The following is a 23,356-nucleotide window of genomic DNA, read 5'->3' on the forward strand; positions in this document are numbered from 1 at the left end:
GTGGAGAACGAACTAAAACGTGAACTAAAAACACCGGGTGCCATTTTAATGGGCTTGGGTTCAATAGTTGGAACAGGCATTTTTGTAAGTATAGCCATTGCTACCCAGATAGCAGGTAGTGGCATTATTATCGCAGTGGTAATCGCTGCTGTACTTGCAGCTTTCAATGGTTTAAGCAGTGCACAGCTTGCTGCTGCACATTCGGTGAGTGGAGGCACATATGAGTATGGAAACCGCTTTCTAAACTCTTATTTTGGATTTGCTGCAGGATGGATGTTTTTGATAGCAAAATCAGCGTCTGCTGCAACCGCAGTATTAGGGTGTGTAGGCTACCTATTTTATGCTTTTTGTGTAAACGCTGACAATGTGGGCATTGTAGGAGCCGGTCTTTTGTTACTTTTTGTGATGACATTACTTGTTTCCGGTGGTATTAGGCGAAGCAATCAGGCCAATATAATTATTGTTTCTGCAACCTTATTAGGACTTGCTGCACTCGTAATTGTCAGTTTCTTTGTTAAGGGTTTTCCTGTTCAACCAATTGTTGACTCTGTAAAAGACACCTCTATTACATCAATTCTCTATGGGTCAGCTTTAATGTTTGTCGCATATACCGGATATGGGCGAATTGCAACACTCGGGGAAGAGGTTTCCGAACCACGTACTACAATTCCCAAAGCCATTATTCTTGCAATGGTAATTATTGTAATACTCTACCTTGCCGTTTCACTTACAGCGATAAATGTTATGGGAGCGGAAGCATTTGGTCTAAGCGTTGAGGGAAAAGCAGCGCCATTGATGTTAGTTGCTCAGTCACTTTCAGTACCTGTTATTGGCTCTGTAATCACTATTGCTGCCATTACTGCTATGTTAGGAGTAGTGCTTAATTTACTGCTTGGTTTGTCGCGTGTAATTCTTAGTATGGCACGGAGAAAAGACCTGCCTGCTAAATTGTCCAAAATAAATCACAAAACTCAAAGTCCCGCTGTAGCTGTTTGGGTGACAGGAGGTATAATTGGAGTATTGGTGTTAAGCGGAGATGTTGTTTTTACTTGGTCATTCAGTGCGTTTACAGTATTGATTTATTACGCTATTACTAATCTAGCGGCTCTGAGAATGCCTGCGGACTTACGCTTATATCCTCGTTGGATTCCCGCTTTTGGCTTATTTGGATGTCTGTTTCTCGCCTTTTGGATTGAACCCACTTTTTGGATTGGTGGTCTTGCATTATTAGGTGTTGGTTTGATTTGGCATTCAATTGCTTTAAAGTTGAAATCCCGAAACAAAGATTAATAAACGTCTAAAATAAAGCCTCGGATTATGTCTATTGACATTAATATCAAAGCCAACGCTCGACAGCCACACACATTGCCAAGCCGCTCGAATCAGCCGCACAATCCTAAGCTTGTCAATAAGTGTGTCTTCCCCAACGCACGGACGAAAAAGAAAGCACTACCTACAACATTGTATAAGCGTAATGCGGGCTGAGTGGCTAAAATTGAGTATTTTGGCATCTATCAAAGTTTGGTGCAGGCGGACAGTGAATCGCTCCGAAATCCCGCACTACGCTTATACTTGACCGTTCAAACTCCCCACAACACAAAAGCCAGCATTTTGCGAAAAAGCAAAACCCCTCTGTCTTTTGTGTTGTTCCCCGCCCAGCCGCCTAGTTGTTTTTATGTCACAATAGTTGTACCCACCGCTATAATAGCACATGCCTTTTTTATTTAAAAGCATCTATTATAAGAAATAGGTACAATAAAAAAGGCAAGAGCTATTGCCAGTATTTAAACAACTATGCCGCCATAAAAACAACCCAAAGCTATGTTTACATAATGCGCTGTTATAGATCCAGCCTCCTACGTCGGGTGGTCTATAACGCCATTATGTAAAATATCGGCTTATCCAATGCTCACATCCGAACTCCTAACCATAATAGCCGATATTCACGAGTTCCCCTAAAACAATAAAATCTACGAGCTAAATAGCCGCACTTCCAAGCGCACACATCCAAATAACCAACAAACACTCGTACAACCTCAAACTGTAGTACAACCAATCCCTAACCATTATAATTTCCACTTTTCCCCGCCACCCTTTTCAGCGGTTATAAAAAAATAGGTTTAGAAACTTTAGAACTACGCCATAGCACATTCCATTTTCGCCTTACCCTGGGCAAAAAGCCCAAGGAGTCAAAAAAGCAAAAAGCTATTGGCTAAAACCCCCTGTATAGGTAGCGTGTTTAAAAGCTGCTTTACCAAGCAACAATTCAAACCGCTACCCATATAACCGCTACACCCAACCCTCAAACAAAAAACAAAACCTATCTTTTTAAGAGTTATTCCCCCTTAAAGTGCTTACCCTTTTTAATAAAGTAATCAACTACTTCTTTTTCAATATCATCTTGGTTCCATACTTTATTTTCTAATATCCATCCATTAATCGCTTCCTTTTCAAAATAAAGCTTTTTACCCCTTTTAGAATGTGGTATAGTATGAGTACTAGTCAATTTATAAATATGCGATTTTGATAAACCTAAATAATTAGAAAGCTGTCCTATATCCATAATTTTAGAAGGAACAATAGAAGCTTTTTCACTTCCAATAATAGAATAAATGTTCTCTAGTAAATTTTCAATTCTTGCTAATCTTTCATCAATTTTTTCAAAAGGATTTTCCATAAGCTATATAATATTAAATAAAAAAAGATAGCAAATATATGTGGCTCCCACCAGCCAACGCACAAGCCTATCAAGGTCAAGCCCTCCGGGTTACGGAAAAAATCTCCACCTTACAGGTAGTATTTTTCCCGAAAACCTTGACAGCCTTTCCCCCGCCACATCAGCAAGAGCTAGCTTTTTTTCTTTCCAAAAAAAATAATGGAAGCTACCGAACTTCCTTAGAAACACCTGCCAAAAAAGAAAGTCCGATCATTGCTGACGGACTCTCCTACATATATAATGGAAAAAGCTATACGAAAATCACTTCCTAGATCTGGTAACCCACTGCAAAAACAACGATACCAAAAAACTCACAGTGGCACCAACAACAGCCAACAAAATCGTTTTAATAATATCATAAGTTAATATCGTCGGACCAACACTCAACAAAGTGCCCGCTGCAGTTCCAACCCTAAGTTCTAAGTCAATTCGCATACTTTTAGATGTTATTATTTAATATTTCCTGCAGAATCTCCTCCTAAAGAATCCTCTACAGTAACCTGACTAACCGCCGAAAGAACCCCACCAGCAACAGCAACATATCCAGCAATAGTTACAATAGAAGCAGGCAAAGCAATTGGAGCCGCCATAATACTGCCACTAACAGCCAATAACGACAAACCTACAGTCCTTAAAACCCTAAAGAACTTAGGAGTCGGTTTTTTAGATCGTTCTATAATATTCATGATTATCCGATTTAATAATTAATGAAACACTTTCCTTACGCTCAAACGCCTGATGACAAAGAGAAAGCAACTTTTGCATAGCTTGACGAGAAGATAAACCCTTCCCCACTCCTACCAACTGACTAACTGGTGCCAAACAACCCTTTAGCTCCTCTTTAGAATGATTAGCAGGATGTATCAATATCAAACTCCTATCCGGTACAGAAACCACTTGTAAATGCTCTCTAAACCTATCCGAAAAACGAGGCTTTAACACATACTCCCCTTCCGGAATACACGAAACCTCTTTCTTATTATCCTTCCAAGGCAATTCAATCATAAAACAGATAAAATACCCATTAATAAAGAGGGCACTATTCGTACCCTCTTTAAAATACTGTCTTCTCAGTAGCAATTCCATACTACAAGCTTTCAACAAGTCCCACAGAAAGCGAGTTATAAGCACCATTCTTCAATGGATACATTTCTCCATTCACCTCCTGATAAAAAGCAACACCAACCACCATAATAACAGGTAAGGTAGAATTCGCAGGCATCGCCGCATTCAATGCCAAAGAAGCAGTATCTGGAGCAGTATAAGGCAAAATACCAGTGTCATCCATTTCAAAAACAAATGTCTCATTCACAAAATCCACTTCCGCAGCACCCATCACAATATTAAAATGCGTAGTACCTGCTGGAGCCGCAATTCGCATCGTCGGACTAAAAGCCGCTAACGTAACATCAGCACTTCCAGAAACACGATCAAAAACAACAGAATACGGAGCAAATAAAGTAGAAGCCAATTTACCATTCAAGTTAAATTCAAACCCCATAAGCTGACTTAAATTTCCATCTTGAACAGTACGCTCTCCCCTACTGTTAATAGCGTCTGTTTTAGTAACAGCAACTAATTCCTTAGTCAATCTGCTAACCACACGCTTGTCTTTTGCATTTTGCAACAACACCCTAATTGCATTCCTAATCAGTTTCCCAGCTTTACCCGCTCTACCAAATTCAGAACCATTCTCTCGTGTACGTTGAAACGCAGGATCATTCGCGATTCTATTGGCATCCACACCTCCTTTAATACGTGCTAAATGCCCATCGCTAGTTTTGTAAAAGGAAATATCATCCAGAGTTCCCTTTAGTTTAATAATACCAGTTTGTCTAGCCATAATCTTAAAATTTTTAGTTTCAATCAAAACTCTATATCTTTAGATTACGAACCCAAAAACACATGTCATCCATGCCGAAAACGACACTTTTTGCCGTTTTATACCAAAATAGTAGTAGGTTTCAGTATGGATAAAGCATAGATACTGTATGAGAACCCTTAAAAGACTATGTATTTACCCAAAAGATATTATGCGCATTACTGGACGTAGTGAACGCTATAGTCGTAAGCTCTTAAGAGATGTGAAAGTGTACTTTGGAAAAAAGCCATATCAATTTATCTCACCAGAAGAATTTGCAGAATACAGCGGACTAGATAAAAACAACATATTGGAGTTTCTAAAAGGAGGATACTAATCCCAAAGACGCTATACAACACTAAAATACTATTCCTTTCACTCATAGCATTTGATATAATTTATATAGGATTGAATACTAATATTTTGTAAATTACACGTAGGTTTAGAAAGTCATTAAACACTAAACATGTTCATTTAAAATTGTTACAATTCGGTTACCTCCAAAAATTCAGATACCGAAACCACAGTAAAATCAATAGGTTGAAAAAAGGGCGTGAATCCTGCCATGGTCACTAATAAAACCAGTACTTTACAAAGGATTTGTAAATGCTGGTTTTTTTATTTGCAGAATATTTGCAGAATTTTCAATCACTAAATATTTAATTCAAGACTATATTCTCTTTCATAATTAGCTAGAAGATTCAAAGTTCGCAGTCTAAAGTTATTTATTAGACTATTTAAAAACTCTGTTACTCTTCCCTTCTTAATAACTAAATAAAATTATATTTACTTTACCTGGGCTTTCAACTCCGAATCTTAAAATCATTAAACTCAAACACATCTTCCCTCAAAAAAAATAAACTTTAGTCTACTTGCTTTTTTACATCACTATTTCAATAAAACTTCCTACTTTCAACAATTATTGTATTAACAACCACTCTGTATTCTTTAAGTCAAAAAAAAACAGACAACTTGAAACTTTAAAATCAAAAAATGAAAGTACAATCAGGAAAAACCATAGACCATATTTCTAAAGATATAGAGCAACTATTCTATTTAAGACAAGAAAACCAACAATGCATAGATAATGCTTTACAGTTCGATAATGCATCTCAAAGCGAAATAGAAGATAGAAAAAGATTAGCAGCTGAATATGATAAAATGATACAATTCAGAAATATTGAAAGAGAATATTTAAAAGTAAATTATTTAGATAAGTATAATGGTAAATTCCCCTATATTCCTCATGAAGTTTTAAGAACCTTAAAAGAGGTTATATCTGAAATGAAAATGGTTGAAAACTGTTTTGAAGATAAAGAAGACTTTGAAAAACATTGGAATAAATTTATTAGCTCCCTTTAGCACCAAAATAAAACAGTTTTAGCGCCTCGATTCGACAGTAAAGTGATTCCAAATTTCGGGCAAGAAACTTTATGGTTTTTATAGAATTTATACTCTGATGTAAAAATATAACGAATTTCATTACTTAAATATTAAGTAAATAGGCAATAATTGCAAACCTTGCAATCTTATGCAATCTTTAAATATTGTATAAGAGTTAATTAAGTATCTTTTTGAATTGTTTTTCCTACTTTTCCCAAAAGCCTAACTGTTTATTATTAAAAGATTTCTATTTTTATAGGTTAATAAAAAAAACCAGCTATTAATGTCGCTATACCAAGTATCTGTATTAAAAAGCCATCTTAAACTACAAGATGAAACTATAGTACAGCAAGCATACCAAAAATACACGTCTTATTTCCTAAACCCAACCATTCAAGAAAACATACGTAACTCTAAAGAAGAAGAATATCAAGGAATCTTCTTAACTGAGTTATTCGTAAAAGTTTTGGGCTACACTTTAAAGCCTAATGCCGATTTTAATCTCGTAGCAGAATATAAAAACCAAAAAAATGCACGTAAAGCAGATGGAGCTATTTTGCATAACGATAAAGCTATTGGGGTAATAGAGTTAAAAGGAACCAATACAAAAGATTTAGAGAGTATTCGTAAACAAGCCTTTGATTATAAAGCAAACCATAAAGGATGTGTTTATGTTATAACTTCAAACTTCGAGAAACTACGTTTTTATATTAATGATGCAACAGAGTTTGTAGAGTTTAATCTTTTTGAACTAACACCAGAACAATTTGAACTTCTTTATTTAAGCTTACACAAGGATAATATTATAAATCATATACCCTTAAAAATTAAAGAAGCATCTATTGTAAAAGAAGAAGAAATTACCAAGCAGTTTTACAAAGACTACTCAATATTTAAAAGAGAACTATTTAGAGATTTAGTAAAACGAAATGTAGAACGTATAAAAGTAGATGCTACCTTACGAAATCTAGCAACACCTTCAGATGAAGATTACTCAGAAGAACATAATTCAGATTTAATCAAACTAGAAAAGAATGTTAAACTAACACTCTTTAAAAAATCACAAAAATTAATAGACAGATTCCTCTTTGTTTTCTTTGCAGAAGACAGAGGTTTATTACCACCTAATAGTACACAGCAAATATTAGATAAATGGAAATCCGATATGGACTTCGGAGACGAAAGACCACTTTATGACCTATTTAAACAATATTTCTACTTCCTAGATCAAGGAAGACCAGCATCTAGTAATAGAGCCGAAATCTATGCTTATAATGGTGGTTTATTCAAAGAAGATAAAGTATTAGATAGTTTAGAAATAGATAATCAGCTTCTATTTAAGTACACCCAAGAATTGGCTAGTTATGATTTTGAAAGCCAAGTAGATGTAAATATTCTAGGACATATCTTTGAAAACTCACTAAACGAAATAGAAAGTGTAAATGCAGAAATCGAAGGTGGAAATTTTGATAAACAAACTTCAAAACGTAAAAAAGATGGTGTATTCTATACACCTAAATACATTACCAAATACATAGTCGAAAATACGATTGGTAAACTATGTGAAGAAAAGAAAACCCAATTAGGTTTCCAAGAAGAAGAATATTTCAAAGGGCGTAAGAACAGAAATAAAGCCACAATAAAAAAGTTAGTAGAAACCCTAGACTCCTATAGAGTTTGGTTACTAGAACTCACAATATGCGACCCTGCATGTGGTTCTGGAGCATTCCTAAACCAAGCATTAGACTTTTTAATAAAAGAACATAGTTATATTGACGAGCTTAAAACTAAAGTGTTAGGGGGAGGCTTACCATTCTCTGATATTGAAAACACCATATTAGAAAACAATATCTATGGAGTAGATTTAAACGAAGAATCTGTTGAAATTGCCAAACTATCACTATGGTTAAGAACTGCACAACCTAGAAGAAAACTAAACAGCTTAAACAATAATATCAAATGCGGTAACTCTTTAATAGACGATGAATCTGTTGCTGGCGATAAAGCCTTTAACTGGGAAGAACAATTCCCTAAAGTATTTGAAAAAGGTGGTTTTGATGTTGTTATTGGTAATCCGCCTTATGTGAGGCAAGAACTTTTTAAAGAAATAAAGCCTTACTTAGAAAAACATTACAAGTGTTACAATAGTGTTGCTGATTTATATACTTATTTTATTGAAAAGGGAATCAATCTAATGAATGAAAAAGGATTGTTTTCTTTTATTCTTCCTAATAAATTTTTGAAAGCCACTTATGGTAAAAACATAAGAAAGGTGATGAAAGAAGATGCTAATCTAGAGTTGTTATTCGATTTTGACGACTATCCTGTTTTTGCTGACGCTACCACTTATCCTATTATCTATGTTTTAAATAAGAAGGCTAATTATAAAGCTAAAACATTTTTGTATTCTGAAATAAACAAAAGAGATGATACAGATGACCCAATAGTGACATTAGACCAAAAAAAACATAAAGTTCCTTTTAAGTCTTTAACTAATGATATGTGGAATTTTATAGACATTGCTTCTTTTAAAATTTTAGAAAAACTAAAAAAAGACTCTTTAAGTTTAGGTGATTTTGTTAAAAAAAAGGTTTTCAGAGGATTGACTACAGGTAGAAATGAGGCTTTTATAATTGACTCTAATAAAAGAAAAGAACTAATTGAAAAGGATTCTAAAAATGGAGAAGTAATAAAGATTTTAGCAACAGGTAAAGAGGTAAAAAGAAATACTTTCGATTTTCAAGACAAATATTTATTGTTTACAGGTTATGATAATGATATACCTAATGAATTTCCTGATATTCAAAACGAATTAGACAAGTATAAAGAAGCATTAATAAAAAGATATGACCAAGGTTTAAATTATTGGAATTTAAGAGCTTGTGCTTATTATGAAGAAATGCAGCAGCCTAAAATAATATATCCAAGAATTAACAATACAGGTAACTTCTATTTTGATGAAAAAGGAGAGGTTTTTCTATTGGATAATAATTTCTTTATATCAACAGATTCTAAATCACTTTTAGCTTTATTAAATTCTAAATTAATTTTCTTTTATTTAAAAAATGTTTGTACAACATTGCAGGGAGGTTTTTATGATTTTAGAAGAGATAAAATAACTACAATACCAATTTCAAAAAACTTTAAAGACTTTGATGATAAACTAGCTAAATCTTCAGTGGAATTAATAAGTTTCACAAGCAAAAACAATTTGTTGCAAAATAAGTTTCAGAAATATTTAAACTCTCAATTCAAACTAGAAAAACTCTCTAGAAAACTCCAAAACTGGCACGAGTTAGAATTTGGTGATTTTATTAAAGAGCTAAATAAAGTAATCAAATCAACAAACAAAGCACGTATAAAAGAAGGATTAGAAGAAGTTCCAACCCTTACCAAAAAAGATGAATTTGAATGGTTAGACCTATTTGAAGAAAACAAACAAAAAGCGCAAGACCTACAAAACCAAATCAACCAAACAGACAAAGAAATAGACCAAATGGTTTATGAGTTATATGGCTTAACTGAGGAAGAAATCAAAATCGTTGAAAATTCTTAAAACATAAACATAAATTTCTATTGATTTTGATTCACGAACACTTAAACAATAGAAGCGAGGTGAGTAAATCGCTATTGTTGAAAATAGTTAGATATGGAAAAGGTTTACATATATGGCGATGAATTTGGTACATCTACATTAAAAAATAATGATGTTAAAAACATAACACATTTTGTTTATGCGGCAATAGTTGTAAAAGAATCTCAATTAGAAAATGCTAAAATCGTAAGAGATGAGATTAGTAAAAAGTTCTTTAAAGGAAATATATTAAAATCAAATTCTAAAATTTTAAATAAGAAAAAAGAAACAAGGTTAGAAGTGCTAGATTATTTAATAAATAATTTAAACTTCATTGTGTATTTGTTAGTTATAGATAAAGCTAAATTAAATAAGGAAAAAGGAGGTCTTAGATTTAAAGAGGTCTTTTATAAATACTTTCAGAAAATATTTGTTTCACAAATAAATAATAATTTCACCGATTTTGAAATTCACATGGATAATCTTATTAATGACGATTATCAGATAGAATTAAAAAATTATATAGCTCAAAATTATCAAGATAACTTCTTTGAAAAATATCATATTTCAGATGATAAAGAAGAACCATTAATTCAATTAGCAGATATACTAGCGGGTTCTTATGGTAGGGTTTTTAATACGGCTTTTATTACAGATAATAGTGAAGCTATTTTTAATAGGCTAAAACCGATTACAGGTAATATTTCATTTTTTCCTTACAAAGAAGATAGTAAAATATTTGTTGTTGACGAAGAGAAGGAAATAGATGAAGAACTATATAATATTGTTAGAAATGATGCTTTAGATATTTTTGAAAATGAAAAGGATATAATTATTAAAAGTGTTATTGAATATTTACTTTGGTATCAAAAAGTAATGCCTTTTAGATATACTCAAACTTATGAAATAACCAATGCTTTAAAACATAATACAGGAAAAGAAGTTTCTGTGGAAAACTTAAGAATCATAATAAAAAACTTAAGATTTAAAGGTGTTATAGTAGTTTCATCTTCAAGTAAAAGTGGTTATAAATTAGCTGTAAATAAATCAGATGTTCATATTTATTTTGGTCATTACTTAAATTATATACTTCCAATGCTAAAAAAGGTTGAAATTGCAAATAGTATTTTTATGAATAAAACAGTAGGAGATTTTATACCATTGGAAGAAATGAATGAGTTAAAGAACTTAGTAGATACTTTAGGTAAATAAAATTTAGTTTATGACAAATAAGCAAATACAATCTTTTATTAATAAGTTAAATACTATTGCTAAAAGAATTAACCAAATAGATGCTAAATAAGAACATGCTTTGGGGTATGATATAAAAGATTATACAAATACTACTTTAAGTAAAATAAGTAGTAAACTAGCATCTCATAAATTTATACTCGAAGATATAGTTCAGGATTTTAAAGAAACAAATAAATATTAAAGCAATAGTAACTCATAACTTAGTTGGTAATAGTATATATCTTGTATATTGTTGTGTTACAACTGTTAATAAAAAGTAAACAACTTTGTTTACTAATCTATTTATATATACCTTTGTATCACACAAAAAAAACTATGTTACCTAAAATAGATAAAATAAAAGGCATACATCCTGGGCTTATATTAAAACGTGAAATAAAGCGTAATAACATTAAAAGCTCTCAATTGGCTACGTCTATAGGTGAGCATAAACAAACCATTAGTGCTATTATAAATCAAAAGAGAGGTATCAATCCAGAGCTATCAATTAAGCTGGCAGATTACTTTCATACAGAAGAAGACTACTTTATGATGCTTCAAGCAGGGTATGAAGTAAAAAGTAAATTAACTGAAAATAGTAAAAGAACACCAAATCTAAACAATATTAGAAAAGTACTATTTTGGGATACATCATTTGATAAAATAGATTGGTACAAAAACAAACGTGCCATTATCAAAAGAGTTTTAGAACGGGGTAATCAGAAAGAAATCAACGAAATTATAAAATTCTACGGTAAAAGTACAGTTTCAACAATAGCTAAGTCTATTAAACAATCCCGTTTATCTTCATTTCAAAAAAATATAGAAGACTTTCAACTTATTTAAGTTTTAAATGCCTTTACTCCTTAATACCGTTTCAGATTTACTTTGGAAATCCTTAAATACCCTAATGACTATTAAAGAATTTAATAGTTTTAGATTAGTTGGTGGTACATCATTAAGTCTACAACAGGGGCATAGAGAATCTATCGATATTGATTTATTTTCAGATGCAGAATACGGCAGTATTGATTTTAATCGTTTAGAAGAAATTTTAAATGATGAATTTCCTTATGTAGTAACGTCTTCTGTAGGTGAAGTTGTTTTTGGTAGGTCTTATTTTGTTGGTGAAGATGAACATAATGCACTTAAATTAGACATATATTATACAGACCCTTTTGCTTTTCCAATAGTAGAAGAGGGCAATATACGTTTAGCATCTAACCAAGAAATAGCAGCAATGAAATTTGAAGTGATTGCTAATGGTGGTCGTAAAAAAGATTTTTGGGACATACACGAGCTTTTAGATGTATTTACTTTAGAGCAAATGTTAGATTTCTATGAAAAACGAAATCCTTATGGCGCAACAAGAGAAGAGCTTTTAGAACAATGTTTAGACTTTTCTTTAGCTGAAGATGATTTAACACCAAATTGTTATAAAGACAAAGTTTGGGAACTTATCAAATTAGATATAGAAGAAGAAGTGAAAAGTACTATGGATTCTCAAGATTAGATTAATAAACTCCCCATAACACAAACCCCGGGCCGATCGTAAAAAAAAGCTACAATGTTCCAATGTAACGAAGGAGCCAGCCTGCGCAATGCCAATACAAAATAGCAAAACTCCTCTGCCTTCTGTGTTGTATAGTTTATCCTGAGCCTAGTCGAAGCGCACCCCAACCCAAAAACATCCAAAACCCCAAAATTTAAAAACGTAAATTCCTACAATGAATAATATTTCATTAAATTAGACATCAAAATAAATCAAACTATATCCAAAGGAGTATATATAATAAGAATAATCTCCCAAGGTGTTTATACAATCGTTGTATACAATTTTGAAATACTAGCGAAAGCATGAATGAAAAAATTACAATAACATTTAATTCAGCCATTTTGTATGTGATTGCTTTTTTGTTAACGACTATAATTCACGAATTTCTGCACGCAATTATTGGATTGTCTTTTGAGAGTAAACCTGTTATGCATCATAATTATGTTGAGCATTTATCAATTGAGCATCTAACTATAAATCAAAAAATTTCAATTGCCCTAGCTGGACCTCTCATCAGTTTAATACAAGGAGTTTTATCTGGTGTAATATATTACAAGATTCGAAAAAGATCCCACAATTTGATACATCTTTTAATATTATGGATTTCTGTATTAGGGCTTTTCAACTTCCTTGGATATGCAATGACTGGATTTTTATTTAAAAATGGAGATATAGGAAAAGTGTATACTCTGTCAAATACACCATTTTGGATTCAAATAGTGTTGGCTGTTCTGGCTGCTCTATTATTAGTTTTTGTTGCCTACAAAATGACAGTTCCATATTTGCAATTCAGTTACAAAAAAGAATGGGTAGAAAATGGCAAGTCCAGGAAAAATTTTTCCTTTCATACTCTATTTCTACCTTGGATAATAGGTTCATTAATTGTTACAATTCTATACCTTCCGATAATTGCACTTATAAGTATTATTTATCCAATAATGAGCGGAATGATTTTTATATTTCCTTGGCAAAATGCAGAAGGAGCTGAAGCCGTTAAAACTTCATCCAATCAAGAAATAGGAAAATTGTCTCTTTTAGGAATAGGAATACTGTTGCTGCTTATATTAGTATTTAAGTTCATTTTGGCTACTGGAATTGAATTGTAAAAAACTGCCCACAACAAAGTACTGTGGTAAAAAACAAGTAAAAAAGCATTAATTTTTCACCAAGGTACCTCTGTAACTATAGTCTAGATTTTGTAGTAATTTCAACTCAATACTCTTTGCTTATCGTTAAAAATCATGAACCTTAAACGGTATATATCTCAAAACAAAATATAACTCATATAGTACACTTAACACCGAAAACAAGTGTAAAAGCAAAATCGTCCTAAAAACCATACTTTCATATTCAAAACTATTAACACTCATATTCCTCAATAAAACTGCCATATAAATAGCTAAAGCTAGAAGATTTACTAATGGAAACAAGATAAAAAGCTTATGTCTTATAGGTATCTTTTTATTTTTTAATATTGTTTTTTTAGCAAGTAATATTGGAGCAATACAATACCAAATTAACAAAAGTCCTATCTAAAAATTAATCGCCATCGGATATACCCCTAAAAAAATTTAATTCATTTCCATGTCTCAAAACACAACTTACATAAGTATGCATACTTAAGCCATCATTATAATATTGAAAACAAATAAAACCCATTACCTTTTTAACTTAACAAAACTTAATTATAACATTGGTCTTTTACTAAAAAAAATACCCCCTATGAAAAGGATAAATTAACAGGTAAAAAAAACCAGAGGGTCACTCTGGTTTTTAGCTATTAAAAAGGGGACTTAGTCATGTAAAAACATGAATAAAACTTAATCGATAACTATAAATTCTGATCGCCTATTTTCCTGATGCTCAACCTCTGAACATTGTTCATTATCACCGCAATTATTTACCAATTCACTCTCACCTAAACCTTCAAACGTCAATCTGCGACTATCTATACCCTTTGATACTAAATAATTCATGGTAGATACAGCACGTCTTTGGGAAAGTGATTGGTTATAATTACTATTACCTCGACTATCTGTATGAGATCTAATATTTATTCTTAAATTCTCATGTTCTTGAAGCACGATTAAGACCTTCTCTAAATCTACCTGAGCATCTTTACGAATATTAGATTTATCAAAATCAAAATAAATGATTGGTATATTTAAAACCTTTGCTAAATCAACCCCTGGAACCAATGCAATTTCGTTTTGCAGCAGTTCGAAATCAATCTTTTGTGTTGCTACCGATGCTTTTGATTGTTTGTCATCTCTATCATAATTTTCTTTAGAGGCTATTATGGTGTAAATCTCATAGCGATTGATTTCTACTTTATAATATCCGTTTTCATCTGTTTCTACTATTGCATATTGGTTGTTTTCGGAATCTTTTATAACAATACTTGCATTATTTAAAGGCTTATTGGTTTGTTTGTCTGTAACTACTCCTTCAATAATTGCTTTGTACACATCTGTAATTGGCTGGGTCTCTACAAAGGTGTAAATATTGTCATACACAAATGCACCAATATCTTTTGAACGGTTAGAGCTAATAAAACCTTTGTCTTTTTCAATACCAAATGCAAAGTCATCTGCGTAGCTATTAATGGGAGCTCCTACATTTAATAGATTACCATATTGTTTATTTTCTTCTATTTTAATATAAAACACATCCAATCCACCAAGACCAAAATGCCCATCGGATGAAAAATACAAGCCATTATCTGCGTCTATAAATGGAAAGGTTTCTTTTCCTGATGTATTAATCTTAGCGCCTAAGTTTTCAGGAGTTCCTAGAGTACCATCTTTGTTGATACTTACACGATATAAGTCAGATTCTCCAAAACCTCCCGGACGGTCTGAAGAGAAATATAAGGTCTTTTCATCTGGACTTAAAGCTGGATGAGCAGAAGAGTAATGATCGCTATTAAAGTTTAATTCTTCTGGTACTGTCCATTTATTACCTTTCTTTTGTGTTCTATAGATTTTTAACTTTGTATCATCCTTAGATTTTTTGGCAGTATTATTACTACGCGTAAAGTACATGGTATTTAAATCTTTAGTATAAACAGCGGAAGATTCGTGATAAACACTATTTAAATTACCTTTCAGTTTTTGTGCTTTACCGGTTGTTTGATTTGTAGAGTCTAGATTAACCATATAAAGTGATAAATAACTTAAACCATCCCAACCACTTTTTCTATTAAGAAAAGTAGGCTTTTGGTTTTCTGTAGATGAAAATACTAATGCATCATCCTTTTTGGTATGTCCGAAACTGATTTTATCATCACCATAAAGTCCTGCAACCGTTTGTATTTGATAGCGACCTGAATTTTGTTCGATTAGGTTAGCATAATCTATAGCAGGTTTTAGGTTTGCGGTTTCGCCTACATCTTCTCTATAAGATTCGTAGTAGTTTTCTGCTTGTTTGTTTTCTCCTGTTGCTTTCAGTGCTTGCGAATAACGCAATTTTGAAATAGTCTTTTCTGGAGATGGAGCTAATTCAAATAAACGGGCATACCACTTTACAGCAGCATCATATTGAGCATTAAAATAGTAGCTTTCTGCTAGTTTGGTAAAAAGCTCTTCAGAACCATAGCCTTTTTCTGCAACTGCTAAGTAAATTTTTTGCGCATTAACATACTCCATTTTATCAAAGTCTTTGGTTGCTTTGGCAACTTTACGATCTTGACTGTATATCTTGCTACTTCCAAAAACAGAAAGTACTAGAGCAATAAATAATAGCGGTTTTAAAATTGTGTTTTTCATGAAAATGTCTTTTTAGAATTAGAAGAATCTTGGATTCACTTTACCTTTTAGGCGGGTTCCTAATTCAAATCGTAAAAATATCTCGTGAGAACCGTTGTTATAGCTTCCTAAGTCGGTAGTTTCATAATCATAAGCATAGCCCACCATAATATTCTCATTTATTTGAAAGCCTGCCATAGCACTAACAGCTGCATCTAACCTGTAGGCTAACCCTAAGGTAAAGCTATTATTAATTAGTGCGTTTGCAGAAATGTCTATTGCTAATGGAGCACCCGAAACAGCTTTGACTAATACAGCTGGCTTTAGTTTTATACTATTACTTAAATCAAAAACGTAGCCTCCAATAAAGTATATATGTGATTTTTCGGTTGCGGTAGAAACTTTAATATCGTCATAGTGATCAGTCTCTAAAAAGTTTGGCGATGACAAACCTAAATACCAACGATTAGAATGCAAATATAACCCACCTCCAACTACAGGAGATGCAGAATTTTCTCTTGTTAAATCGTAATCATTCGGGTTATAAATATTTAGTTTGTTAGGGTCTAAGCTAAAAAGCGATATTCCTCCTTTAATACCAAAGGATAGATTTAGTTCTTCAGCTACTTGAATGGTATAGGAAAAATCGGCAGTAATCAAGCTTTCCATAGATGGCCCAAGTTTATCACTTGTAAAACCTAACCCAAGACCAACACCCTGTACGCCTATAGGTGAATTTACCGAGAAGTTAACGGTCTCTGGAGCTCCAGACAACCCAACCCATTGGTTGCGGTAAACCCCTACCATACTTAAGGAGCCTCGAGTTCCCGCATAAGCCGGGTTCACAGTAACAGTATTATACATATACTGCGTAAATTGAGAATCTTGTTGGGCATAAAGCGGCTCTAAACCAATTTGTACACTTACAAAAAGTATAAAAACAAGTGTTTTAAATATATAGTTATTCATCGTTTTAATTTAGTTTTATTAATTTCCACTTAGATACAAATACCCTGCTTGCTTATACCTATCACTTGGTGTATCCCCATCATACTCATAGTCCAAAATATAATAGTAAGTTCCTGTAGGAAGTTGCTTAGAGCTATTTAAAGTAAATCGACCATCAGAAAAGCCGTCAAAAACATCACCATTAACACCGTAGTCAAAAGACTCAAAAACCTTTACTCCCCAGCGATTAAATATTTGTACATGTAAGTCTCGAGCACAACTCATATTACCCGTGTCTATAAAGAAATAATCATTTACTCCATCATTATTCGGCGTTATTGCATTATAAACTGTAACTCCACAGGCTGGTAAAACAATGCCTTTATTTAATGCACCAAAGGTATATACCCCATAACCACTAACAGCAGTAGTTACGGTTTGATTGTCCATATCTACAATGCCACCTTCATTCACCCACATATTAGCAGCTTCATCCCAGCGCACAATAGTTATAGCACCTTGACCTGCTGCTGTTATAAAATCCTCTGGTGTGGTTACGTCTCTCCAGGATAATGTAATTAAAACATCACCAAGATTAGCAGTCTCTTTTTCTATAACCCAATATTCCTGGTCATCAATAGCATCTAGAGCTCCTGCTCTTAATGTATGCGGATATAGGTCGTTTGAATTTTCAAAATAAAACTTTGCTTTATATCGACTTTCTGCTTGTGAGTCTGAGGTGCCTGCAAAACGATAAAAACCACCATCTCCTATTGGATAAATAAAACTATTAAAACCGGTTTTATATACAGGTCCATCAACATGACTATCATCGGAAGCGTTAGTATGGCTACCTGTTTCAGAAAAATTAATGCTACCTCCAAAATTATCAATGTCAACAATACCTTGATAAAAATCTGAAACGCCACTTATATCTATGGATCCCGAAAGTTTAAAAGGGACAGAATCACTATTATTATTAAAAAATACATTATATAGATAACTACTCTGTGTACCACTAAGTTCTTGTACTGCGCTTCCAACAAAACGAGTAAGACCTGTAGTTCCAAAAAAATCTACAATACCATCATTATTAAAATGATTGTATATATATAAATCACCGTCATTATAAAACTCTCCGCTTAGTTGATTGTCAAACTTTTCAAGGGTAGAAAACTCTGTACTTTCACTTACGTATAACATTCCCTCATTGCTAGTTTGTGCATAAGATGTGATAGTAAATAGAAAGACTACACTTATTTGAAATAAAGATTTTTTCATAATTAATTGCCTCTTACTTTATGATAAATATTAGGGTTTGTAATAACTAGAGTACGTCCTTTAAGTGGTACAAAAGTGTGGTTTGGACGTCTCGGATCGTAATTAGGATCATTAATATCTAAAGGAGTTGGATCTGTGGAAAATTCTGGATCTAAGATCTCATTCAAAACATTTTGTCCCGAAACTGAAGCAATGTTATAAACACCTTTGTTATCAATATCACCCTGGGTTATTGAATACAGTACAGTATACACCCAAACTTCATTCTTATTAAGTATCCCATCAGAGTTATCATCACCTATTGGAATTTCATTAAGCTCTCCACCCAATATTACATCCGTAACTTTTAGATTATATATATCTATATCACCTACATTATCAACCCTTAAAGTGTAGGTAATCGTCTCTCCTACTTGTGCTAAACCATCATTATTTTCATCATTAAACACTCCGTCCTTTTCTAAACTATAAGTTCGACAAGGAATAATGTTTTGTCCAGAACCATACCCATTCATAAGGGTAGCACCCACAACATTTTGTGTAACTACTATAATATTTTCCGAATTAGCATTCCATGGAACTGTATTAAAATAATTAACAGGCGAAACGTCTTGTTTAAACTGTAATGGGTACAACTCACCTCCGGAAGTTTTACTTCCATACATATGCACTAATCCACTAGGACTTATATTCACTCTTATTAAAGGATTTTCAGTTGTACCAGTCATTTGCCAAATAGCTCCTTCAGTATCTGTTTCATATTGATCACCATCTACAAACTCTATATTGATACCAGGAGCAGGCGTACCATTTGATTGGAATTCTATTTCATATGAAGAAAGAACCACCCCATTTATTTCCATATTAAAGGAGTTATCTAGCTCATAGATATCAAAAACAAACCCACCATTAGTACCTGGTTGTGTAATTGTTTCTGCAACTGTTGTCCCGGAATAACTATTAGAGTAACTCCAAGTAAAATGCTCTCCAGCAACTAATTCATAGCATAAACTAACAGCTCTATTCTCTATTGTTGAAGTCTTTATATTATTACAAGCGTAGGCTAGCCCATTATTATCACACTCATAAAAAGGGTCTGTAGGCGATACTTTTAGGTCTTGATTTGTTGCATCAGGATCTGTAACATCATTTGGCCGTAGGATGGTTGCAGTAAATTCATGCTGCCCAATCGAAGTGGACGCTTCAACATCTAATGTTATTCTATAATAGATTTCGCAACCATCAGGTAGCTCTAGTAAGGAACTATATGTACCAGTATTCTTATCATATACTAAAGGTTGAACTTCAGTCCCACAATCATTTGTATTAAAACTAATATCTTTAGCATTAAACCCCTTTGGAACAATAAAGCTAAATCTAGCTCCTGAAACATCACTTGGCCCATTATTTTTAGCTGTAATAAAATATGTAACTTCTTCTCCTAATGATATCGATGGTGCACTAGGGAATATAGAGTAAATTTCTAAATCCGCGTGTTTTACATCAACTTCAAACTCTGTACTAATAGCATCTCCCTCTATAAAAGTCCAAGTGTCCATGCCCTGTTCGTCACCAAAACTTCCTTGTGTTCTATTAGAATCTAACCCCCAAAGATGACCATTAGTATTACTAGAGACGCCATTAGGTATTACTTCGTGGCTCGCGTTTCTCGGTGAGGTCATAGTACCAAAAGGATTTGAAATTACGGCCCTAATATCTGTATCATCCCAGAAAACCTTGTCGGAACGTACAGAGTTTAAATCTTGAGATAATAATTCCAAAATAATTCCATTATGGTTAAGTTCCATATCTATATAAGGGAAATGCACTTCTGCTCCTCTAAGCTTAAGCTCTATTTCTACATCTGCAAGCCCATTAGGAAGTAAATCTCCTGCTCCATCTTTACCATCCCAGTGTATTTTGTTTTCTCCTATCACACTAGTACCATGCAATTTTCTTTCTGGAAAACTGATAACGCTAGTTGGCTTAGACTTAATCGTAATAAAAAAATCTCCCCCACTTTCATTATAAAATTTAATAAAAGCCCCTTTTTTACCTAATTGATTTCTAATCCCTTCTACTCCTTCTACCGTAATTACGTCAACATCAAGACTTGTCTCTACAACGCGTAACCAAGTTTCACCTTGCGGCACTGCTCCTATTGAATGTTCCGGCATATTAGAGTCTGGAAGATTATAAAAAATCTTCTGACTAACTGCTGCACCGCTATCTGCTAACCTTGGATCGTGATAACGATCTCTAACATACTGATCATTAGGTGCCGAAATACTTTTATACAAAGGCACATCTGGACTTCCAGGTTCATAAAACCCACGATTATTTACCATAAACGTAAAAGATATCCCTTGGTTTCCATTGTTATCTACGTTATAAACGTAACCATCTCGAGTCAAAACTTTGAACTTCCCAAAAAAACCACTATTAGGACGAAAAGTGCTATTATCTCTTCCAGAAGTTCCACCATATGATGGATTGTCTAAATTTACAACGGTAGTGTAAACCCTTCCTTTTTGCCAATTCCAAGAACTTACTGATTGCTTAGCTACTGAAATATCCCACGCCGCAAGGTAATGTGATTCTTTACTTTGAGACCAATTAGCATTGGCAGCAACATAGCTCATTCTCTTATCTTCATTAAAATTAGTTGACGTGCCAAGAAACTCTATCCTGTAAATTCCACTTTGAGTCACCTGATGATATATAGGGGCGTAACGGTTACTTCCGGAACTTTGCCCTGGTAAACGCGGACCTGCCAACTCAGCGGCACGGTTAGGTATGTTACCTACTCCATTTGAAAAGCTTAAATTGATTTGTGAATTATTAGGTCCATAAAGTCTAATTCTATTGGTTGAACCCGTTTGAGCTGAAGACGCTAAAGCAATCCGCTCCCCAGCTTCTGCATAGACATAGTGAGTCGCCATAGTTGGAAATGGAAAGGCTATACTTGGGCTGGTTGACGCTCTCAAATAAGCCCTTCCTCCTTGAACCTCTGGCGGATACAAATCTCTAGAACCTTCTGCGTAAAGATTAGGTATTGCAGACAAGAAGAATAAAGCTGCTAATATCCAGACTTTAAATGTAAAATTTATATATAGTTTTTTATGTATCATAATTGATGGATTCGCTTTTACATCTCGGAATTAAAACCACACGCTTAGTAGTGTAAAAAGCGTGTGGCTTCCTAATTAATCTTTTACTACAAAAACGATAGTCATATAAGACGCCTCTGTAGCATTTCCTATAATATCATATGTAAGCATTCCATTAGCGTCTATACTTAAGTTTGCGAACACAGCTGTATCGTAATAGGTAATGTGATATTCCAATTCTGAAGCTGGTAGTGTTGGAATAGAATTAGTAGCTCCTGCACTACTTACCATAGTAGGGTTCCCCGTTCCTGTAAATTGTGCTACATACTCTGCATGTAGATTTCTTGTTAGCCCACTTTGCTGTACAGATGTATCAAAAATAATTGCTGGCATATAGAAGAATTTTGGCATTGCTGCTTTTATTTGTCTTAAAGTACCATCTGCTTCAGCAACTACCAATTTATTTTGGATTGTACCTGTTTGTAAACCAGCTACCGATAAAGTGTTGGTGACATCAGCCGTAATAGTTGTTGGCTCAATTAAGGCACCTCCTAGCTTGATGTCTACTCCATTTTTATTTAAACCATTCTTAGCTTCTACTATTTCACCTACTTCAGTTTGATTCACCCAATTTGGATTTCCATTATTATCAGTAGTAAGCACTTGATCAGGTCCTGCAGCTGCTAAATCTTCAGGTAATATTGAACCATTATCGATTTTATCAGAAGTGATTGCATCAGCCCCTACTTTTAAGTTAGTAACAGCACCGTCAGCTAATTTATCAGTAGTAATTCCGCCAACGGCAACTTGTATATCAGTATCAAGTAAAGTTGAACCTATACCATTGTTAATTTTAATAGAAGCATCACCAGCTGTTAAATCTTTTGGATCTACAACGCCATCTTGTCCTGCAGGCCCTTGTGGTCCTGTTGCGCCAATTAATGAATCTAAAAAGTCTTGTTCAGTTCCTGTGTTTCCGGCCTCTAACCATTCTTGGTATGCAGATTTACCTTCTTCACCTGCTGGTCCTTGTGGCCCTGTTGCTAAGTCAATAATAACACTAACATTATCTTCATTTGTATATGTTATAGTACCGTCACCATTGTCAACTAAATTAGTTACCGTTTCGTTTATATCGATTAGATGGATGATTTCATTATAGATAGCTCCCTGGTTCTGTATGTTAGTTACAACATCACCTACCACGTCTACAGTTATTGTATCACCGTTTGCGTTTGTTAGTGTGTAAGTTCCATTTCCATTATCCACCATACTTGTAGTGTTCGCATCAAAAGTCACTACTGTACCATCAGCAGCTGTATGCGTAAACGTTCCATCGCCATTATCTACAAAGATGTCTGATTCAGCATTTAAAATATTGATAATCTCATTATAGATAGCTCCTTGGTTCTGGATATTTGTTACTACATCACCAACCACGTCTACTGTAATCGTATCACCGTTTGCGTTTGTAAGTGTGTAAGTTCCATTTCCATTATCTACCATACTTGTAGTATTAGCATCAAAAGTCACTACTGTACCATCAGCAGCTGTATGCGTAAACGTTCCATCGCCGTTATCTACAAAGATGTCTGATTCTGCATTTAAGATGTTGATAATCTCATTATAGATAGCTCCTTGGTTCTGGATGTTGGTTACAACATCACCAACCACGTCTACTGTAATCGTATCACCGTTTGCGTTTGTAAGTGTGTAAGTTCCATTTCCATTATCCACCATACTAGTAGTGTTCGCATCAAAAGTCACTACTGTACCATCAGCAGCTGTATGTGTAAAGGTTCCGTCACCGTTATCTATAAAAATGTCTGATTCAGCATTTAAAATATTGATAATCTCATCATAGATGTCTCCTTGGTTTTGGATGTTGGTTACAACATCACCTACCACGTCTACAGTTATTGTATCACCGTTTGCGTTTGTAAGTGTGT

At 33.7% G+C, this 23,356-nt stretch carries 17 protein-coding genes; 8 read left to right on the forward strand and 9 right to left on the reverse strand.

The window, feature by feature from the left end:
• A complete protein-coding gene (locus tag DU428_RS11290; RefSeq protein ID WP_207802371.1) occupies positions 1-1,290 on the forward strand; it encodes an APC family permease in 1,290 nt (429 codons plus the stop codon).
• A gap of 1,045 nt (positions 1,291-2,335) precedes the next feature.
• On the opposite strand, the gene DU428_RS11295 is transcribed toward DU428_RS11290, so the two are convergent.
• From DU428_RS11295 to DU428_RS11315, 4 genes are all read right to left on the reverse strand, one after another.
• Positions 2,336-2,677, reverse strand: a complete 342-nt coding sequence (locus DU428_RS11295) for a helix-turn-helix domain-containing protein (RefSeq protein WP_113966393.1) — start codon at positions 2,675-2,677, stop codon at positions 2,336-2,338.
• A gap of 488 nt (positions 2,678-3,165) precedes the next feature.
• Positions 3,166-3,402, reverse strand: coding sequence for a hypothetical protein (locus DU428_RS11305; RefSeq protein ID WP_113966395.1), 237 nt, complete (start codon positions 3,400-3,402; stop codon positions 3,166-3,168).
• Positions 3,380-3,802, reverse strand: a complete 423-nt coding sequence (locus DU428_RS11310; RefSeq protein ID WP_113966396.1) for a DUF5675 family protein — start codon at positions 3,800-3,802, stop codon at positions 3,380-3,382. Before DU428_RS11310 ends, DU428_RS11305 begins: the two co-directional genes overlap by 23 nt.
• Before the next feature lies 1 nt (position 3,803).
• On the reverse strand, positions 3,804-4,559 hold the full coding sequence (locus DU428_RS11315; protein ID WP_113966397.1) for a hypothetical protein: 756 nt from the start codon (positions 4,557-4,559) through the stop codon (positions 3,804-3,806).
• A 148-nt stretch (positions 4,560-4,707) separates the two neighbouring features.
• Between DU428_RS11315 and DU428_RS11320 the strand changes: the two genes are divergently transcribed.
• The 7 genes from DU428_RS11320 (at position 4,708) to DU428_RS11350 (ending at position 13,428) form a co-directional block, all read left to right on the forward strand.
• Positions 4,708-4,914: a hypothetical protein gene (locus DU428_RS11320; protein ID WP_113966398.1), complete on the forward strand. Its 207-nt coding sequence runs from the start codon at positions 4,708-4,710 to the stop codon at positions 4,912-4,914.
• 656 nt (positions 4,915-5,570) lie between these two features.
• Complete coding sequence (locus DU428_RS11325; protein WP_113966399.1) at positions 5,571-5,939, forward strand: hypothetical protein; 369 nt, start codon at positions 5,571-5,573, stop codon at positions 5,937-5,939.
• Between the two features lie 304 nt (positions 5,940-6,243).
• On the forward strand, positions 6,244-9,516 hold the full coding sequence (locus DU428_RS11330) for an Eco57I restriction-modification methylase domain-containing protein (protein WP_113966401.1): 3,273 nt from the start codon (positions 6,244-6,246) through the stop codon (positions 9,514-9,516).
• 93 nt (positions 9,517-9,609) lie between these two features.
• A complete protein-coding gene (locus tag DU428_RS11335; RefSeq protein ID WP_113966402.1) occupies positions 9,610-10,746 on the forward strand; it encodes a DUF3800 domain-containing protein in 1,137 nt (378 codons plus the stop codon).
• Between the two features lie 357 nt (positions 10,747-11,103).
• Positions 11,104-11,613 (forward strand): HigA family addiction module antitoxin, encoded by a 510-nt coding sequence (locus DU428_RS11340; protein ID WP_113966403.1) that lies wholly within the window; start codon positions 11,104-11,106, stop codon positions 11,611-11,613.
• Positions 11,614-11,620: 7 nt separating this feature from the next.
• Positions 11,621-12,280, forward strand: coding sequence for a nucleotidyl transferase AbiEii/AbiGii toxin family protein (locus DU428_RS11345; protein ID WP_113966404.1), 660 nt, complete (start codon positions 11,621-11,623; stop codon positions 12,278-12,280).
• A gap of 344 nt (positions 12,281-12,624) precedes the next feature.
• Positions 12,625-13,428 carry a hypothetical protein gene (locus DU428_RS11350; protein ID WP_113966405.1) on the forward strand — a complete coding sequence of 268 codons (804 nt, stop codon included), beginning with the start codon at positions 12,625-12,627 and terminating at the stop codon, positions 13,426-13,428.
• A gap of 714 nt (positions 13,429-14,142) precedes the next feature.
• On the opposite strand, the gene DU428_RS11360 is transcribed toward DU428_RS11350, so the two are convergent.
• From DU428_RS11360 to DU428_RS13450, 5 genes are all read right to left on the reverse strand, one after another.
• Positions 14,143-16,089: an OmpA family protein gene (locus DU428_RS11360; protein ID WP_113966407.1), complete on the reverse strand. Its 1,947-nt coding sequence runs from the start codon at positions 16,087-16,089 to the stop codon at positions 14,143-14,145.
• An 18-nt stretch (positions 16,090-16,107) separates the two neighbouring features.
• Entirely contained in the window at positions 16,108-17,037 is a 930-nt protein-coding gene (locus DU428_RS11365) for a PorP/SprF family type IX secretion system membrane protein (RefSeq protein WP_113966408.1), read from the reverse strand.
• 18 nt (positions 17,038-17,055) lie between these two features.
• Positions 17,056-18,297 carry a gliding motility-associated C-terminal domain-containing protein gene (locus tag DU428_RS11370; RefSeq protein ID WP_113966409.1) on the reverse strand — a complete coding sequence of 414 codons (1,242 nt, stop codon included), beginning with the start codon at positions 18,295-18,297 and terminating at the stop codon, positions 17,056-17,058.
• A gap of 2 nt (positions 18,298-18,299) precedes the next feature.
• Complete coding sequence (locus DU428_RS11375) at positions 18,300-21,428, reverse strand: DUF7507 domain-containing protein (RefSeq protein ID WP_113966411.1); 3,129 nt, start codon at positions 21,426-21,428, stop codon at positions 18,300-18,302.
• Between the two features lie 75 nt (positions 21,429-21,503).
• A partial coding sequence (locus DU428_RS13450) for a hypothetical protein (protein ID WP_114436853.1) occupies positions 21,504-23,356 on the reverse strand: 1,853 nt, incomplete at its 5' end.

The organism is Oceanihabitans sediminis (assembly GCF_003337215.1).
Taxonomy (GTDB): Bacteria; Bacteroidota; Bacteroidia; order Flavobacteriales; family Flavobacteriaceae; genus Oceanihabitans; species Oceanihabitans sediminis.

What these genes read in the sequence shown, in the direction of transcription:
- DU428_RS11295 (WP_113966393.1), bottom strand. Translation starts at nt 2,677, where the DNA reads ATGGAAAATCCTTTTGAAAAAATTGATGAAAGATTAGCAAGAATTGAA.
- DU428_RS11305 (WP_113966395.1), bottom strand. Translation starts at nt 3,402, where the DNA reads ATGAATATTATAGAACGATCTAAAAAACCGACTCCTAAGTTCTTTAGG.
- DU428_RS11310 (WP_113966396.1), bottom strand. Translation starts at nt 3,802, where the DNA reads ATGGAATTGCTACTGAGAAGACAGTATTTTAAAGAGGGTACGAATAGT.
- DU428_RS11315 (WP_113966397.1), bottom strand. Translation starts at nt 4,559, where the DNA reads ATGGCTAGACAAACTGGTATTATTAAACTAAAGGGAACTCTGGATGAT.
- DU428_RS11320 (WP_113966398.1), top strand. Translation starts at nt 4,708, where the DNA reads ATGAGAACCCTTAAAAGACTATGTATTTACCCAAAAGATATTATGCGC.
- DU428_RS11325 (WP_113966399.1), top strand. Translation starts at nt 5,571, where the DNA reads ATGAAAGTACAATCAGGAAAAACCATAGACCATATTTCTAAAGATATA.
- DU428_RS11330 (WP_113966401.1), top strand. Translation starts at nt 6,244, where the DNA reads ATGTCGCTATACCAAGTATCTGTATTAAAAAGCCATCTTAAACTACAA.
- DU428_RS11335 (WP_113966402.1), top strand. Translation starts at nt 9,610, where the DNA reads ATGGAAAAGGTTTACATATATGGCGATGAATTTGGTACATCTACATTA.
- DU428_RS11340 (WP_113966403.1), top strand. Translation starts at nt 11,104, where the DNA reads ATGTTACCTAAAATAGATAAAATAAAAGGCATACATCCTGGGCTTATA.
- DU428_RS11345 (WP_113966404.1), top strand. Translation starts at nt 11,621, where the DNA reads ATGCCTTTACTCCTTAATACCGTTTCAGATTTACTTTGGAAATCCTTA.
- DU428_RS11350 (WP_113966405.1), top strand. Translation starts at nt 12,625, where the DNA reads ATGAATGAAAAAATTACAATAACATTTAATTCAGCCATTTTGTATGTG.
- DU428_RS11360 (WP_113966407.1), bottom strand. Translation starts at nt 16,089, where the DNA reads ATGAAAAACACAATTTTAAAACCGCTATTATTTATTGCTCTAGTACTT.
- DU428_RS11365 (WP_113966408.1), bottom strand. Translation starts at nt 17,037, where the DNA reads ATGAATAACTATATATTTAAAACACTTGTTTTTATACTTTTTGTAAGT.
- DU428_RS11370 (WP_113966409.1), bottom strand. Translation starts at nt 18,297, where the DNA reads ATGAAAAAATCTTTATTTCAAATAAGTGTAGTCTTTCTATTTACTATC.
- DU428_RS11375 (WP_113966411.1), bottom strand. Translation starts at nt 21,428, where the DNA reads ATGATACATAAAAAACTATATATAAATTTTACATTTAAAGTCTGGATA.